Raw genomic sequence first — 15,219 nt, 5'->3', positions numbered from 1 at the left:
GCGCCCACCTTTTCCGAGTGCCTGTCATGACAACTGCTACGACAACCCCGGCACGCCGGGCTGCCGGGTGGCTCAGGTACGGCCTCGTCGTCCTGGCGACCTTTCTGGTCTGCTGGACCGGCATGCTCTGGTATTGGCACAAAACGCAAGGTGATCCGGGCACGGGCGAGCTGGCGTTGACCCTGCTTGTCGTGCCCCTCGCTCTGCTGCTGGGGTTCTGGAAGACGAGCAAGGTGGTCGCGGCCAAGGATGCGGCGGCCATGGCCGCCGGCGCCAAGCCGGCAGTGGCTTCGGCTGGCTCGGCTACAACCCTCGAGGCCGCTTCTCCCTCGCCGGTGCTCGCCATCGTCGCGACGGCGCTGCGGTCTCCGCACGGAAGCTCCGCCGAGGACCTCGCCAGCGCGATCGCGGACAACGAGGCACGCGCCGACCTGGACGAGGAACTGGTCGACGACAATGGTTTTCCCGTCATGACCGCGCGCAGTGACGATGCGCCCGATGAGGCCCTGCAGGACGAGATCATGGCATGGCTGTGCGCACAGGGAATGCCCCAGCCGCGCTTCAGCGAAGAGCAATGGCGCGCCCTGACCCTGGCGACGGGCGTGGCCGGCGAACTGGGTAGCCGTGCGGGCGAGCTGATGCCTGTCGAGGGCACGCCGCCCCTGCTTCAATTGCGCCTGCTTCTGCCGCAGGAATGGCCGGCCGATGTGCGCCGCGCGGCGACGATGTGGCTCAAGCATGCCATCAGCCAGTACGGCTGGCCTGTGGATAAGATCACGGTGCCAGAAGCAGCGGGCCAGGCCCAAGCGCTGACGCCGGCCGCAATGCTCACGCAACTCATGCCAGCGGCCACGAAACCGGGATCCATGGTCGCCATCGTCATCGCGTGCGCGTCCCTGATCGGACAGGAAAGCGTGGACCGCCTGGCTGCGAGCGAATCGCTGTTCACCTCGTCGTCCCAGGCGCGCGGACAGATCCCGGGCGAGGGCGCGGCGGGCTTGTTGCTGACGGATGTGGAACAGGCGCGGCAGTACGAGCCCGGCGACAATGCCCTGCTCGGTCCCATCGGCGAAATGCGCCGCGATGACTCTGCCGACGAGGCACGACGCGTCGAGGCGGCGGTGCTGCTGGAATTAAGCGAACACGTCGCCAAGGCAGGCGGTATCGAACTGGACCAGGTCGACATGGTCGTGGCCGACACCGCACACCGCGCGAACCGGGTGCGCGAGCTGATGGCCCTGGCGGCCCCGACCATTCCCCAGCTCGACGCGGCCGACGACGTGATCCGTATCGGCCTGGGCAGCGGCAGCTGCGGCGCCGTGCCCTTCGTGACCGTGCTTGCGCTGGCCCAGCACTATGCGCGCGAACGTGGTGTGCCCGTCCTGTGCATCAGCAACGAGGACCCCTGGCTGCGTGCTGCCGCCCTGGTCCGCCCGATGGCGTGAGCCTCAAGCGTCGAGCGCGCTGACCACCAGCTTACGCTTGCCGTTCGGCGCCAGCGGGATATCGTTCTCTTCCTGCAGGGAGATATCGAAGAAGCCACCCCAGCGGCGTTGCTGCGCATCGAGCACGAAGGCTTTCTGCTCGTCGTTGAGGCTGCCATGGCGCGGCACCACGGCCAGGGTGATCTCGCCAGCCTTGTTCTGGCGCACCTGGTACAGGCGCACGAAATCCCAGGTCACTTCGTCGATGACGATCGACAGGCCCGGAATGCGCTTGCCGCTGCGGTCGACCAGGTACTCGTGGCCGCGGCCGTCGATGCCCGCGCAACGTCCATTCGCGTCGATCAGCCCGTAGTCGTTGGTGCGGTAACGGATCAGGGGCATCACGTCGTTCCACAGCGAGGTGCCGACGATCTCGGGACGGTCGCCATCCATGCGGTTCTCGTTCCAGCCATACAGGGCGTCGAACTGGTAGTCCGAGGTCCCTGCATCGTCGACCTTCAGGAAGGCCAGGTTTGTCCTTTCCGACAAACCATAGTTTAGCGATACAGGCGCACGGAACAGGCGCCGGATCGAGGCAAGCTGGCTCGGCGTGGCCGGCTCCGAGGCCAGCAGCACCGCTTTGACCTGCACCTCGAGTTCGCCGGCCTGCAGGAGTTCGGACAGCGCCGTCGCGGAACTCGGGTAGGCGTGCACGTACTCGGGGCGGAAGCGATGGATGGCGTCGACGATGGCCGCCTTGTGCTGCTCGTGCACGTGATAGGGCGAAAGCATCAGGCGGTTGCCGACGACCCGTGCCGGCTCCTCGTGCGCCAGGCGGCGCGCGTCGGCGCCGATGCGCAGGATGCGCGACTTGTCGAAGGAGAAGCCGAGCTTGCCCCATTCGTGGGTGAAAAAGGCTTTTTCGATATCGGCCAGGCGCTTGGTGCGCCACAGGCCGATGCCCTGGCCGGAAGAACCGCCGCTGGTGGCGTACATCAGCTTCTCGGGGTCGAGCCGGCTGTCGAGGAAGTCGCGCTGCTGCGACATCACTTCTTCCTTGGAAAGATAAGGAAAGGCGGCGAAGACCTCGTGCAGGGGCTCGTTGGCAGCCTCGGCGCTACTGAGCTTGACGCTGCGCTGGTAGAACGGCACGTGCTCGAGCGCATGCACGAGGATGTGGCGCAGGCGCGCGTTCGCGTGTTCGGCAATGGCGGCCTTGTCCTGCTTCAGGAGCTCGCAGACGCGGAAGAAATCCGGGTGGTAGAGCACCCGGCTCGGGATGTAGCGGCGCCAGGTGTAATAGGGTTTGGCGAGAAGGTCGTGCAGGCTCACATCGTCACCCGTTCAGAATGCGTTTGAATTCTTCCGGGCCCACGCCCCCCAGTCCCAGCGCTTCCAGCGTGCGTGCCTCGGCGGTGAAGTCGCGGTCGAGCAGGGCGCCCGCGATGCAGATCAGCGCGTCCGCCGTCGGGGTCGGCACGCCCATCAGGCGGCCGACCGAGGACAGCAGCGCCAGTCCCATGGGCACGTCTTCGGTGATGAAGCGCGTCTGCAGCGTGGCCGGCCCCTTCGGCCCGCCTTCGCGCGCATAGCGGCGGAACACGGAGATCGACTCCTGCGACAGGTCTTCCTCGTTGCGGAACTTGCACTCGTCGAAGTAGGGCGAGGGTTTCCCGCCGGTGGCCGCGATGACGGCGTTCTTCTCAGCGTCGAGTTTATATAGCAGGTTCAGCACGCAGGGCGTGAAGGCCTCGCGGTACATCCAGAATTCGCCCTGGGCGTACTCGATGCGGCTGGCCGAGAGCAGCGAGCCGACCGTGTGCACGATCAGGTTCGGGTTGTGCATGGCCGACTCGAGCACATTGCTGCGGATCGCGACATAGGTCGGGAACAGGCGGGCGGCGCGCTCCAGGCCTTCGCTAGCGCGCTCGCGCGGCAGGAAGGCCAGGGCATTGCGGGTATTCTTGAACAGGACGTTGACGACACCTGGCTCGGTGATGCGCGCGTCGTAGGGCAGGCTCTCGCCTTCCGCGAGCAGGAAGGGCTCCTTTTCCTGGTAGGGCAGGAAATAGCAGGAACCCATATAGCCGGGCGCCATCAGCACCAGCTGGTGCGCCTTCAGGTAGGGACCGATCAGGGCCGCGATTTCGGCGTGGCACTGGGTCTGGGTGGTGATGATGATCGCGTCGGGCGTTTCCGCGAAGGCTTCCTCGACGTCGCGGGTGGCCAGGGCCAGGGTCGCGGTGCTGCTCTCGCCACCCTTGGGATTGCTGACGATCCTGATGGTGCGCGTCTCGCGGACGTGGTCGAAGTTTTCGTCGTGCAGGGAACGGGAAGTCTTGAACAGGACCACCCGGTGTCCGTCCTGCGCCAGGATCGCGCCGAGCGCACACCCGGCGTTGCCTGCACCAACCATTAACACATTCATGCGTCCTCCAGTAGACAGCCAGGGGCACGACGCGGCGAGCGTCAGTGACAGGTCCGCTCACGCAGGGGCGGTGGCTCGTTTGTCGGTCGACATGGGAGGACGGGTGGGACGCCTGGACGTCACACCAGAGAGGATTCTGTCGCTACCCACGCGAGAAAATGCAAGACAGGCAAGCTTTTGGCCTGCTCATCGATGAAATTAAGATAAGTTTGTTCGAGGGGGAAGTCAACCGAATTCCCAATTGAACGCGGCAGTACGATGAGCAAAGATAAGGCCGTGATGCAGGCTTTTGCTTGATTTTGGTTGCCTGATGTAATCAGACGAGTTGCGCGATATTTGCCTTGGATCAGCCTTTTCAAACCCTTCTACGAGGGGGAGGGTTGACGTACGCTAGGCTGGGGGAAATTGATGAGCTGCTAGAGAATTGCTGAGCAGCAGGTTTGGCCGCCAGGGACCGGTGATGAGCAACAAGTGGCGGGAAAGCCGATGCGTCCGGCGAACGAAGCGCGTTCGCCGGACAGGAAGGTCTTATTCCACCGTCACCGACTTCGCCAGGTTGCGCGGCTTGTCCACATCGGTGCCGCGGGCCAGCGCGGTGTGGTAGGCCAGCAGCTGCAGCGCGGCCACGTGCAGGATCGGCGACAGGTCGCCATAGTGTTCCGGCAGGCGGATCACGTGCAGGCCATCGCCCGAGGTGATGCGCGAGTCGACGTCGGCGAACACATACAGCTGGCCGCCGCGGGCGCGCACTTCCTGCATGTTCGACTTCAGTTTTTCCAGCAGCGCGTCGTTCGGGGCGATCGTCACCACCGGCATCTCTTCGGTCACCAGGGCCAGCGGACCGTGCTTCAGTTCGCCCGCCGGATAGGCTTCGGCGTGGATGTAGGAGATCTCCTTGAGCTTCAGCGCGCCTTCCAGGGCGATCGGGTAGTGCATGCCGCGGCCCAGGAAGAGGGCGTTTTCCTTGCGTGCGAACTCTTCCGCCCAGGCGATGATCTGCGGCTCCAGCGCCAGCACCGAGCTCAATGCGACCGGCAGGTGGCGCATCATCTTGAGGTGCTCGGCTTCTTCCTCGTCGGTGAGGCGGCCGTTCACTTGCGCCAGGGTCAGGGTCAGGAGGAAGAGCGCGGCCAGCTGGGTCGTGAAGGCCTTGGTCGAGGCCACGCCCACTTCCACGCCGGCGCGGGTGATGTAGGCGAGCTTGCACTCGCGCACCATGGCGCTGGTGGAGACGTTACAGATGGTCAGCGTATGCGGCATGCCCAGGCTGCGCGCGTGCTTCAGGGCGGCCAGGGTGTCGGCGGTTTCGCCGGACTGCGAGATCGTCACGACCAGGGTCTGCGGGTGCGGCACGCTGTCGCGGTAGCGGTATTCGCTGGCGATCTCGACGTTGACCGGCACCTTGGCGATGCATTCGATCCAGTACTTCGCGGTCAGGCCGGCATAGTAGCTGGTGCCGCAGGCCAGAATCAGGACGCGGTCGATTTCCTTGAACACGCCATAGGCGCCGTCGCCGAACAGTTCCGGCATGATGCCGGTCACGCCTTCGAGGGTGTCGCCGATCACGCGCGGCTGCTCGAAGATTTCCTTCTGCATGTAGTGGCGGTAAGGGCCGAGCTCGGCCGCGCCGGTGTGGGCGTGCACTGTCTTGACTTCGCGCTCGACCGGACGGCCTTCGCTGTCGACGATCCAGTAGCGCGCCAGTTGCAGGTCGACGACGTCGCCTTCTTCCAGGTAGATGATCTGGTTGGTGGTGCCGGCCAGGGCCATGGCGTCCGAGGCGACGAAGTTCTCGTTCTCGCCCACGCCGACGATCAGCGGCGAGCCCTGGCGCGCGGCCACGACGCGGTGCGGTTCCTCGCGCGAGAACACGGCGATGGCATAGGCGCCGTGCAGGCGCTTGACGGCCTGCTGGACGGTGTCGAACAGGTCGCCGTTGTACATGTGGTCGACCAGGTGGGCGATGACTTCGGTGTCGGTCTGGCTGGTGAATTCGTAGCCGAGGCCTTTCAGCTCGCTGCGCAGCTCGTCGTGGTTTTCGATGATGCCGTTGTGGACAAGTGCGATGCGCGCATTCTCTTCGTTCGGCGAGAAGTGCGGGTGGGCATTGTGCGAGGCCGGGGCGCCGTGGGTGGCCCAGCGGGTGTGGGCGATGCCGGTGAAGCCGTCCAGGCGGGCTTCGCGCACCTGCGATTCGAGGTCGGCCACGCGCGAGGTACTGCGCGAACGGGTCAGCTTGCCGTCCAGGTGCACGGCCACGCCGCAGGAGTCATAGCCCCGGTATTCGAGACGTTTCAGGCCCTCGATCAGGACTGGCGTGATGACGCGCTTGGCGACTGCACCGACGATACCGCACATGGTTGACCTCTTTAATGGTTAGCAATGCAAACTATCGTAGAGCAACTAGAATGAAATAAGCTTTCAGTTTCCACTATTATTTGAAAGAATATTTCATAATGAAACCATGATGAAATATAATTTCAAAACTAACTAAGAATTTCTCATTTATTTCATCATGTCAGAACGATATCCCATCGACGATCTGGATCGTCGCATCCTGAACGCGCTGCAAACTGATGCATCGCATACGAATGCCGAATTGGCCGAACTCGTCCACGTGTCTCCACCCACTTGTTTGCGCAGGGTGAAACAACTGACGGACAGCGGCGTCATCGAGCGCCAGGTGGCGATCGTCGCGCCGGAGAAAATCGATGCGCGCCTGACGGCCATCGTCGAGATCACCCTGGACGTGCAGGCGGCCGAGCGCATGGGCGAATTCGAGGCCCTGGTGGCCGGCGAGGGCGCCGTGCTCCAGTGCTATCGCGTGGCGCCGGGCCCGGATTTCGTGCTGGTCGTGCAGGTGGCGGACATGCCGGCCTACCACGAGCTCGCCCACCGCCTGTTCACCTCGCACGCGAACGTGCGCAATGTGAAAGCCTATTTTTCGACCCACCGCAGCAAGTTCGATACGCGCATCGCTCTGTAAACGCCCGTCGAACTTGTGGATAACTTTGTGGAATACCTTTGGTAAAAGCACAGGATAAGCATGTGATTACCCTGTGTTTTTCCTGTTCTTAAGCTGTTACCAAGCTGTCGATTTCCAGTGGATTACTTCTTCACCTTCACTGGACGGCTCCAGCCTTCGATGGTCAATTGCTTGGGACGGGAGATGGTCAGCTTGCCCGCCGGCGCGTTCTTGGTCAGCGTCGTGCCCGCTCCCAGGGTGGCGCCCTTGCCCACGGTAACCGGCGCCACCAGCTGGCTGTCGCTGCCGATGAAGGCTTCGTCCTCGATCACGGTACGGAATTTGTTCGCGCCGTCGTAATTGCAGGTGATGACGCCGGCGCCGATGTTCACGCGCGAGCCGACCGTGGCGTCACCGACATAGGCGAGGTGGTTGGCCTTGCTGTGCGCGGCGACCTGGCTGTTCTTGATCTCGACGAAGTTACCCACATGGACGTCCTCGCCCAGCTCGGTGCCAGGACGCAGGCGTGCGTAGGGACCGATCTGCGACTTGTCGCCCACCACGGCCTCTTCGATGTGGCAGAAGGGCTTGATCTGGGCGCCTGCACCGATTTTCGCATTCACCAGCACGCAGTTCGGCCCCACGCTCACGCCGTCCGCCAGTTCGACCCGGCCTTCGAACACGCAGCCGACGTCGATCGTCACGTCGCGTCCGCAGATGAGCTCGCCACGCACGTCGATGCGGGCCGGATCCATCAGGGTCACGCCTTTTTCCAGCAGGGCATTGGCGATGTTCAATTGATGGCGGCGCTCGAGCTCGGCCAGCTGCACCTTGCTGTTCACGCCCGCCACTTCCCATTCCGCCGAGGGCTGGGCCGACACCACCGGCACGCCGTCCGCCACCGCCTGGGCCACGATGTCGGTGAGGTAGTACTCACCCTGGGCATTGTTGTTCGACAGGGCGGCCAGCCATTTCTTGAGGTGCGCGGTCGGGATGCACATGATGCCGCTGTTGATCTCGCGGATCGCGCGCTCGGCCTCGTTCGCATCCTTTTCTTCCACGATGCGCACGATCTTGCCGTCCTCGCGCACGATGCGGCCCAGGCCGAAGGGATTGGCCTGCTCGACCGTCAGGATGGCCAGCTTATCGGTGCCCGCGGCCTCGACCAGGCGGCCGAGCGAAGCGGCGGTGGTCAGGGGCACGTCGCCATACAGCACCAGGGTCGGCACGCTCTCGTCGAGCTGCGGCACCGCCTGCATGACGGCATGGCCGGTACCCAGCTGAGGCTGCTGCAGGGCGGTGTCGATCGACGTGCCGGAGGCTTCGGCCAGCTTGCCGAGCATCTCAGGCACCGCTGCGCCCCCGTGACCATAAATCACGCATAATTTACTTAAAGATAAGCTGCGTGCGGTATCGATAACATGCTGCAACAGCGGCTTCCCCGCCAGTGGATGCAGGACTTTCGGCAGGGCGGACTGCATGCGCTTTCCCATGCCGGCGGCGAGGATCACAACGTTCATATGCGGTTCTCAAAAAGTTGATAATATGAAAAAGTTTAACACGCCAGACACCTTGTTCCAGCGCACTATTGCGCTCTGCCTGGTCGCGCTATTCGCCCTTCTTGCCGCTTGCAGCTCGGTGCGTTTTACGTACAACCAGGGCGATACCTTACTGTATTGGTGGTTGGATTCCTACGCCGATCTGGAAGGCCAGCAGGCCGACATCGCCAAGCGCGACATCGACAAACTGTTCCAGTGGCACCGCCAGACCCAGTTGCGCGATTACGCGGCCCTGCTCGGCACCATGCAGCGCGAACTGGCCGGCAATCCCACCCAGGCTGACCTGATCAATATTTACAGAGAAATCCGTGTCCGCGGCGAGCGCCTGGCGACCCGCGCCGTGCCGGAACTGACCACCCTGGCACTGTCCATCAAACCAGACCAGATCGCCGATATCGAGCGCAAGTTCAACACGAAAAACACCGAATATCGCGAGAAATTTATTGAGGGCAGTGTGGAGAAGCGCCAGCGTGCCCGCTTCAAGAAGGCCATGGACCAGCTCGAGCTGTGGTTCGGCCGTTTCAGCAATGAACAGGAAGACGCCCTGCGCCGCACCATGAACGCGCGTCCGCTCGACAACGAGGTCTGGCTGGAAGAGCGCATCTGGCGCCAGCGCCGCATCCTGGCCCTGCTGCGCAAGTTCCAGCAGGAGAAGCCGAACCGCGAGCAGGCGGCGGCCCAGATCACGGCGATGCAGCGCGAACTGTTCGGACGCATGGAGTCGCCCGAGCGCAAGGCCTTCTACGATACGAGCCTCGACCAGACCACGAAGTTCATCCTGGCCGCGATCCGCATGGCCACCCCGGCCCAGAAAAAGCATGCCCAGGAGCGCATGCAAGGCTGGATCAACGATTTCCAGGCACTTGCGGCCGGCAAGTAGCGCGGCGAAAGGGCGGCAGGATGCCCATGCTATAGTGCCGCCCATGCAAAAGAAGTCTTCCCCCAAGCCCCACGGGGCTCCGCGCCTGGCCCCGCGCCAGGTCCGCATCATCGGCGGCATGTGGAAACGCGCCCTGTTGCCGGTCCTCGACGCCGAAGGCTTGCGCCCGACCCCGGACCGGGTGCGCGAGACCGTCTTCAACTGGATCAACCACCAGCTCGGCAGCGACTGGGACAACGCCGCCTTCCTCGACCTGTTCGCCGGCTCCGGCGCCCTCGGCTTCGAAGCTGCCAGCCGCGGCGCGGCTTCCGTCACCATGGTGGATAACCACGGCCCGGCGGCACGCCAGCTGGAAGCCAACCGCGACAAACTGAAAGCCGGCAATGTCTCCGTGCTGCGCGCCGACGCCCTGACCCTGGTGCGCGACCTGGCCGCCCGTGGCCAGCGTTTCGACGTGATCTTCCTCGATCCGCCCTACCAGCTCGGCCTGCTCACCCAGATCCTGCCGCTGTGCCGGGCGCTGCTGAAGGAAGACGGCATGGTGTATGCGGAGACGGGTGAGGCCCTGCCCCTCGAGGGAGAAGTACCCGACTGGCTGGGCGGCTGGGAAGCAATTCGCGAGGACAAAGCGGGCATGGTCTACTATTACCTGCTCAAACCGCAGGCGAGCGCGGCATAAGCGAGACATATAACGCCTGTCCTGCACAAGGATTGGGCATCGAGCGCCCCAGGCTGGGGCGGCTGCCGGATTTTCAGGCATAATGCGCGTTCTGACAGGGTGATCTCCAAGGGAGCCGCAATGGTTGTAGCCGTTTATCCAGGTACTTTCGATCCGCTCACGCGGGGGCACGAGGACTTAGTGCGCCGTGCATCGGGCCTGTTCGACCGCCTGGTGGTGGGCGTGGCCGACAGCAAGAACAAGAAACCGTTCTTCTCGCTCGACGAGCGCCTGGAAATCGCCAACGAAGTGCTGGGCCATTATCCGAACGTGCAGGTCGAGAGCTTCTCGGGCCTGCTGAAGGATTTCGTGCGCCAGCACGATGCGCGCGTGATCGTGCGCGGCCTGCGCGCCGTGTCCGACTTCGAGTACGAGTTCCAGATGGCGGGCATGAACCGCTACCTCTTGCCCGATGTCGAGACCCTGTTCCTGACCCCGTCCGACCAGTACCAGTTCATCTCGGGCACCATCGTGCGCGAGATCGCGATGCTGGGCGGCGACGTGTCGAAATTCGTTTTCCCCTCGGTGGACCGCTGGCTGCAGAAGAAGATCGCAGCGATGAAGGCGGCCCCGGCGGCTTGAAAGCAGTAGAAGCGAGACCAGCATGGCTCTGATGATTACCGACGATTGCATCAACTGCGACGTCTGCGAACCCGAATGCCCGAACGACGCGATCTCGATGGGCCTTGAGATCTACGAAATCGACCCGCACAAGTGCACCGAATGCGTCGGCCACTTCGAAGAGCCGACCTGCGCGGTGCTGTGCCCGGTCGCCTGCATTCCCCTGAACCCGGCCTGGCGCGAATCGCGCGAAGAACTGCAGGCCAAGTACGAACGCCTCACCGCCGCCAAGGCGGGTACCTGATCCCCGAGCCGGCTGTCCAGCCGGCTTTTTTTATCTCTTTCTTCCATCCAGGGCTGCGCCAGGCTGCGTGCGTGCCCGCACCTTGGCCGCCCGGTGCTGCGGCTATGCTGCCGTCATGGATGCGAAAGACGATCAGGAAGAGGTGATTCCTTCTTCCGTGCATGAACATGTCGGTACCTTGTCCGAATTCTATGCCCGGCACGAGGAGGAACTCACGCCTGCGCAGCGCTTTGTCGAGCGGATCAGCGTCTTCCTCGGCAGTCCCGGCTATGTCGCCGGCAACCTGGTCTTCGTCGTGCTATGGATCGCCTGGAACCTGGCCGCCCCCGAACTCGGCTTCGACCAGTGGGACGAGCCGCCCTTCTTCTGGCTGCAGGGCCTCATCGCCCTGAACGCCTTCGTCATCTCGACCACCGTGCTGATTCGCCAGAACCGCATGTCCACCCTCGCCAGCCAGCACGCCCACCTCGACCTGCAAGTGAACCTGCTGGCGGACGAAAAGACCAGCAAGATCATCCAGATGCTCGAGGAACTGCGGCGCGACCTGCCCCAGGTCGCCGACCGGGTCGACCCCGAGGCCGAGGAACTGGCCAGGCCCACCGATACCGAGGCCGTCCTGTCCATCATCGAGGAGTCGTCCGAGCGGCTCAACTGCGAGAAGAAATGATTTCCTGACGAGCTGCTGCGTACATGGCAATTTTCCGGGCCCGCTTCCTTACGCTCGCCTAATCGACCAATAATTTCATTAACTGGTCGCTACAATGTGAACTTTGTATAACCGCATGCATTACTCAGCAATAAGCACGCTTTGTGCTGGCATTTTCACTAATCCATGCGAAAAACAACCCTGGGAAGCAGCCTGCTCCCGCACCAGCCACAGCCCACCAAATTTCGCTCTTCCTCGCTCTAAATTCGGAGTATTTTCACGCATCGTGCTTTCTTCTCCTCTCGATACAAAATGGGCCGACATTTCGAAAGGTGACTTATTGTGATATTTGTTAAATCGGAAGAGCGAGAAAAGCCGGGTGACGAAGAGTCACGAGCGACGATGCGCTAGCGGGTCAATGGGGGCTGAACGAGGGGTAAAAAAGGGAGCGGGTCCGGCGATCGCCACCTCGAGACGGAGACGACCGGAAAAACGGGCGAAAAAAAACGCGGCGTCCGGATCGGAGGCCGCGTCAATGGAGGAAGACGGGTGTCAGGACGTTGTCCTGGATCAGAAACGTTCGCCCAGCTGCACCTTGGGCGGGCGCGGGCGGATGGTCAACACTGCGGCGCGGCCAATACCGACGAGCAGGGGACGGAAGAACATGGCCACGCCACCTGCCAGCGCCAGTCCCGTCGCGGTACGCAGGACATCGCCGACCGGGACGGCGGCTACGGTGGTCTGGAGGAGGGCAAGCGCGTTCATGATGTGTTCGGTGTTGAGATGGCACGACTATAGTGCGACGCAACATATAAATCTAATTTTGTTCACTGATGACGATTATCCATTTCATGAATAGTTAAGGTACACTCATGGCAACGTCCGTATTGCTACCACCTGCCCATGAGCTTCCTGACGCTTGACCTGAACCTGCTGCGCGTGTTCGACGCAGTCATGACCGAGCAAAACCTCACCCGCGCCGCCGGCCACCTGGCGATGACCCAGCCGGCGGTCTCGAACGCCATCAAGCGCCTGCGCGAGAGCCTCGGGGACGAACTCCTGATCCGCACCGCCTACGGCGTCAAGCCGACCCCGCGCGCGGAAGCGCTGTGGCCGGCCGTGCGCCAGGCCCTGGCCGCGCTGGAAGCGGCGGTGATGCCGGAAACCTTCGACGTCTCCAAGGCCCAGGCGACCTTCCGGATGGCGATGGCCGACGCCACCGCCGCCCTCTGGCTGCCCTCCCTGATGCGTTCCATCGAGCGCGAGGCCCCGGGTGTGAACATCCGCATGGTGCCCCTGACCACGCGCGAGCCGCGCCCCATGCTGCTGCGTGGCGACATCGACCTGGCGGTCGGCTTCTTCCCGGGCGTGGCGGCCCAGCTCTCGTACGAAACCGGCTCGCCGATCCGCCACGAGCGCCTGTATTCCGGCGTCTACGTCTGCGTGATGCGCAAGGACCACCCGCTGGCCAAGGAAAAGCTCGACCTCGACACCTACTGCAAGGCCAACCATCTCCTGGTGAGCTTCTCGGGGCGCGCCCACGGCCTGGTCGACGAGGCCCTGGCCCAGATCGGCCGCGAACGCCGCATCCTCCTGACCGTGAACCAGTTCTTCACCGCGGGGCGGGTGGTGGCGAATTCAGACCTGATCACGGTGCTGCCGAAGCACCTGATGGTCTCGACCGGCATGACCGATGCGCTGGTCTGGCGCGAACTGCCTTTCCAGCTGCCGGCCGTTCACCTGGACATGCTCTGGCACGAGCGCGACGGCCGCAGCCCGGCGCACCGCTGGCTGCGCAAGAACCTCGAAAGCATGGCGGAAAGCGCGGCGCCGAAGACGGGCGCACGCAAGGTGGTCTGATTGCCTGCGGGGCGGTTTTTGCCGCCCCGCAGTGATTTTAGGCACAGTTCCAAGACGTTTATATCCACCATGAAATTCGCACCGGCAACTTGCGCCTGATCGGCGCGCCGTTTGCGAGAGCTCATCTTCATCGCATCCGTCACCTCTACATTGGTGAGGCGCCATGCATCCGGCATGGGGCAGCACATGGAGGCAAGCATGCGAACTTTATCCACAAGGCTGGTTTCCGTCGCGACCGCTGCGCTGGCCCTGGCCGCAACCGTATGGAGCAGCGTCCAGGCGGCCGGCACCGATGTCGCCTACGCCACGCCGGCGGCAAGCGAAGCGGGCAAGGCAGGCGCCCATGGTGGCGACGTCTACGGCATCGTCAACCTGATTTCGCCCCTGTCCTTCAACGCCATCATCAACGCGCGCGGGCAGGTCGCCTTCGATTACGTCCCGCTCGGGAACGACAGCCTGCACGTGGGCTTTTTCAACGGCGAGCGCCTGGTCGACATCCTTCCGCCCAACCACGACACATCGCGCCTCGGCGGCCTGAACGACAAAGGGGAAATCGCCCTCAATGTGCGTCTTGCCTATCCCGGCGATCCCGTTCCAAGCGCCTTCCAGCCCTTCCGCCGACACCCGGGCGCGGCCTGATTCCCTTACGCGCCTTCAATCCTGAAGAGGAAACCTTCCTCAGCGAGATCAACAACCGTGGAGAGATCGTCGGCAGCTCGGCCACCGGACCAGCGAACAGTACCTTCCGGGCGGCGCGCTGGACGGCGGACAACCGGCTGTTGCCGCTGCCGGGCCTCGCCGGCTTCGGCGAAACCTACGCGGACGACATCAACGAGCGCAATACCAGCGTCGGCTTCGGTTACGATGCCAGCGGCACCGCGCGGGTGCTGGTGTGGGATGCGAACGGCCGTCCCGCTCCGCTGGCGCTTGGTCCGTCGAGCGCGAGCGCCAATTTCATCAACAAGCGTGGCGACATCACAGGGATGCTCGACACAGAGGGACCGAACTTCCGTGCCTACCTGTGGAGCCCCGTCAAGGGCGTCGTGCGCCTCGGCAGCAACACGGTCCCGACAGCGCTCAGCGAATCGGGTGAAGTGGTCGGCCGCAGGCTGGTCGCGGACCTCGTCACCCATGCCTTTCTGTATTCGCGTGCACGCGGACTGGTCAACCTGCATCCTGCGCCGGCCCACGCTTCCGAGGCGCTGGGCGTGAACGACAGCGGCGTGGCCGTGGGTTTCGTGCGGCCATCGAATACCTTGGAGAGCCTGGCCTACCGCTGGTCGCCAGGGGGCGCCGCCACCGACCTGAACACCCGCCTGTTCAATCCACCGGCAGGGCTCATACTCACCGAGGCGCGCGCCATTTCCCCCAGCGGCGACATCGTGGCCGACTCGAATGCCGGCGTAGTCTTGTTGCGGCGCGGTGGTGGCGGCACCGATGCGCCGGTGCTGGGGCCGATCCAGCTTTCCTCACTGCGCCCCAAGGAGCCGGTCCAGCTGACCCTGTCCTTCCGCGACCGCAACCCGGGGGACACCCATACCGCGACGATCGACTGGCACGACGGCAGGGGACCGCAGCCGGCGGTGGTGAGCGAATCCAGAGGCAGGGGAGAAGTGCGCGGCGAGTTTGTCTTTCCGTCCCAGGGCGGCTACGGCGTCACGGTCAGCGTGACCGACTCGACCCGCCGCACCACCGTCATGCACCGGCAGGTCGACGTCTTCGACATCAGCCGCCCGGCTTCCCTGGCGAAGGAAGTGGCCGGCGCGCGCACGAAGCCGACGTCATACGGTTGGAAAGGAGGCGAGAGCTGGGCGACGCGCGAACGCGCCATGCAGCGCAAGCCACGGTAGGCGCGAGCGTGGATGCGGGCTTCG

The 15,219-nt window shown here is 63.8% G+C and carries 16 protein-coding genes; 10 read left to right on the top strand and 6 right to left on the bottom strand.

The features are described 5' to 3' along the window. The first annotated feature begins 26 nt into the window (after positions 1-26). The gene (locus NX780_RS07300; protein WP_258827204.1) at positions 27-1,445 is read left to right on the top strand and encodes a hypothetical protein; all 1,419 of its coding nucleotides are present in this window, start codon (positions 27-29) and stop codon (positions 1,443-1,445) included. A 3-nt stretch (positions 1,446-1,448) separates the two neighbouring features. Here the strand turns inward: NX780_RS07300 and NX780_RS07295 are convergent, their stop codons facing one another. From NX780_RS07295 to glmS, 4 genes are all read right to left on the bottom strand, one after another. Beyond that, entirely contained in the window at positions 1,449-2,756 is a 1,308-nt protein-coding gene (locus NX780_RS07295) for a phenylacetate--CoA ligase family protein (protein WP_258827203.1), read from the bottom strand. A 4-nt stretch (positions 2,757-2,760) separates the two neighbouring features. After that, positions 2,761-3,852, bottom strand: a complete 1,092-nt coding sequence (locus NX780_RS07290; RefSeq protein ID WP_258827202.1) for an NAD/NADP-dependent octopine/nopaline dehydrogenase family protein — start codon at positions 3,850-3,852, stop codon at positions 2,761-2,763. Positions 3,853-3,971: 119 nt separating this feature from the next. Continuing rightward, complete coding sequence (locus NX780_RS07285) at positions 3,972-4,211, bottom strand: hypothetical protein (RefSeq protein WP_258827201.1); 240 nt, start codon at positions 4,209-4,211, stop codon at positions 3,972-3,974. Between the two features lie 169 nt (positions 4,212-4,380). Continuing rightward, positions 4,381-6,210, bottom strand: a complete 1,830-nt coding sequence (gene glmS / locus NX780_RS07280) for a glutamine--fructose-6-phosphate transaminase (isomerizing) (RefSeq protein WP_258827200.1) — start codon at positions 6,208-6,210, stop codon at positions 4,381-4,383. A 157-nt stretch (positions 6,211-6,367) separates the two neighbouring features. Here glmS and NX780_RS07275 point away from each other — a divergent pair, with 157 nt between their 5' ends. Continuing rightward, a complete protein-coding gene (locus NX780_RS07275; protein WP_258827199.1) occupies positions 6,368-6,838 on the top strand; it encodes an Lrp/AsnC family transcriptional regulator in 471 nt (156 codons plus the stop codon). A 122-nt stretch (positions 6,839-6,960) separates the two neighbouring features. Here the strand turns inward: NX780_RS07275 and glmU are convergent, their stop codons facing one another. Continuing rightward, complete coding sequence (gene glmU / locus NX780_RS07270; protein WP_258827198.1) at positions 6,961-8,337, bottom strand: bifunctional UDP-N-acetylglucosamine diphosphorylase/glucosamine-1-phosphate N-acetyltransferase GlmU; 1,377 nt, start codon at positions 8,335-8,337, stop codon at positions 6,961-6,963. A gap of 25 nt (positions 8,338-8,362) precedes the next feature. Here glmU and NX780_RS07265 point away from each other — a divergent pair, with 25 nt between their 5' ends. The 5 genes from NX780_RS07265 (at position 8,363) to NX780_RS07245 (ending at position 11,506) form a co-directional block, all read left to right on the top strand. Next, entirely contained in the window at positions 8,363-9,256 is an 894-nt protein-coding gene (locus NX780_RS07265) for a DUF6279 family lipoprotein (RefSeq protein ID WP_258827197.1), read from the top strand. Between the two features lie 43 nt (positions 9,257-9,299). Continuing rightward, the gene (rsmD, locus tag NX780_RS07260) at positions 9,300-9,935 is read left to right on the top strand and encodes a 16S rRNA (guanine(966)-N(2))-methyltransferase RsmD (protein ID WP_258827196.1); all 636 of its coding nucleotides are present in this window, start codon (positions 9,300-9,302) and stop codon (positions 9,933-9,935) included. Between the two features lie 120 nt (positions 9,936-10,055). Beyond that, complete coding sequence (coaD, locus tag NX780_RS07255; RefSeq protein ID WP_258827195.1) at positions 10,056-10,556, top strand: pantetheine-phosphate adenylyltransferase; 501 nt, start codon at positions 10,056-10,058, stop codon at positions 10,554-10,556. A gap of 22 nt (positions 10,557-10,578) precedes the next feature. After that, on the top strand, positions 10,579-10,839 hold the full coding sequence (locus tag NX780_RS07250; RefSeq protein WP_258827194.1) for a YfhL family 4Fe-4S dicluster ferredoxin: 261 nt from the start codon (positions 10,579-10,581) through the stop codon (positions 10,837-10,839). A 115-nt stretch (positions 10,840-10,954) separates the two neighbouring features. Beyond that, a complete protein-coding gene (locus NX780_RS07245) occupies positions 10,955-11,506 on the top strand; it encodes a DUF1003 domain-containing protein (protein WP_258827193.1) in 552 nt (183 codons plus the stop codon). A 549-nt stretch (positions 11,507-12,055) separates the two neighbouring features. Here the strand turns inward: NX780_RS07245 and NX780_RS07240 are convergent. Continuing rightward, positions 12,056-12,250, bottom strand: a complete 195-nt coding sequence (locus tag NX780_RS07240) for a hypothetical protein (protein ID WP_258827192.1) — start codon at positions 12,248-12,250, stop codon at positions 12,056-12,058. A gap of 138 nt (positions 12,251-12,388) precedes the next feature. Here NX780_RS07240 and NX780_RS07235 point away from each other — a divergent pair, with 138 nt between their 5' ends. From NX780_RS07235 to NX780_RS07225, 3 genes are all read left to right on the top strand, one after another. Beyond that, positions 12,389-13,345: a LysR family transcriptional regulator gene (locus NX780_RS07235; RefSeq protein WP_027864665.1), complete on the top strand. Its 957-nt coding sequence runs from the start codon at positions 12,389-12,391 to the stop codon at positions 13,343-13,345. Positions 13,346-13,543: 198 nt separating this feature from the next. Then, a complete protein-coding gene (locus NX780_RS07230; protein WP_258827191.1) occupies positions 13,544-13,984 on the top strand; it encodes a hypothetical protein in 441 nt (146 codons plus the stop codon). A gap of 140 nt (positions 13,985-14,124) precedes the next feature. Then, positions 14,125-15,195 (top strand): hypothetical protein, encoded by a 1,071-nt coding sequence (locus NX780_RS07225; protein WP_258827190.1) that lies wholly within the window; start codon positions 14,125-14,127, stop codon positions 15,193-15,195. Positions 15,196-15,219 lie beyond the last annotated feature (24 nt).

Source organism: Massilia agri (assembly GCF_024753255.1).
In the GTDB taxonomy this organism is placed as follows: domain Bacteria; phylum Pseudomonadota; class Gammaproteobacteria; order Burkholderiales; family Burkholderiaceae_D; genus Telluria; species Telluria agri.
The sequence above is the reverse complement of the archived record's forward strand: the minus strand, read 5'-3'. Positions and strand labels throughout refer to the sequence as shown.

What these genes read in the sequence shown, in the direction of transcription:
- NX780_RS07230 (WP_258827191.1), top strand. Translation starts at nt 13,544, where the DNA reads ATGCGAACTTTATCCACAAGGCTGGTTTCCGTCGCGACCGCTGCGCTG.
- NX780_RS07290 (WP_258827202.1), bottom strand. Translation starts at nt 3,852, where the DNA reads ATGAATGTGTTAATGGTTGGTGCAGGCAACGCCGGGTGTGCGCTCGGC.
- NX780_RS07240 (WP_258827192.1), bottom strand. Translation starts at nt 12,250, where the DNA reads ATGAACGCGCTTGCCCTCCTCCAGACCACCGTAGCCGCCGTCCCGGTC.
- NX780_RS07250 (WP_258827194.1), top strand. Translation starts at nt 10,579, where the DNA reads ATGGCTCTGATGATTACCGACGATTGCATCAACTGCGACGTCTGCGAA.
- NX780_RS07245 (WP_258827193.1), top strand. Translation starts at nt 10,955, where the DNA reads ATGGATGCGAAAGACGATCAGGAAGAGGTGATTCCTTCTTCCGTGCAT.
- rsmD (WP_258827196.1), top strand. Translation starts at nt 9,300, where the DNA reads ATGCAAAAGAAGTCTTCCCCCAAGCCCCACGGGGCTCCGCGCCTGGCC.
- glmU (WP_258827198.1), bottom strand. Translation starts at nt 8,337, where the DNA reads ATGAACGTTGTGATCCTCGCCGCCGGCATGGGAAAGCGCATGCAGTCC.
- NX780_RS07235 (WP_027864665.1), top strand. Translation starts at nt 12,389, where the DNA reads ATGAGCTTCCTGACGCTTGACCTGAACCTGCTGCGCGTGTTCGACGCA.
- NX780_RS07265 (WP_258827197.1), top strand. Translation starts at nt 8,363, where the DNA reads ATGAAAAAGTTTAACACGCCAGACACCTTGTTCCAGCGCACTATTGCG.
- NX780_RS07300 (WP_258827204.1), top strand. Translation starts at nt 27, where the DNA reads ATGACAACTGCTACGACAACCCCGGCACGCCGGGCTGCCGGGTGGCTC.
- NX780_RS07275 (WP_258827199.1), top strand. Translation starts at nt 6,368, where the DNA reads ATGTCAGAACGATATCCCATCGACGATCTGGATCGTCGCATCCTGAAC.
- coaD (WP_258827195.1), top strand. Translation starts at nt 10,056, where the DNA reads ATGGTTGTAGCCGTTTATCCAGGTACTTTCGATCCGCTCACGCGGGGG.
- glmS (WP_258827200.1), bottom strand. Translation starts at nt 6,210, where the DNA reads ATGTGCGGTATCGTCGGTGCAGTCGCCAAGCGCGTCATCACGCCAGTC.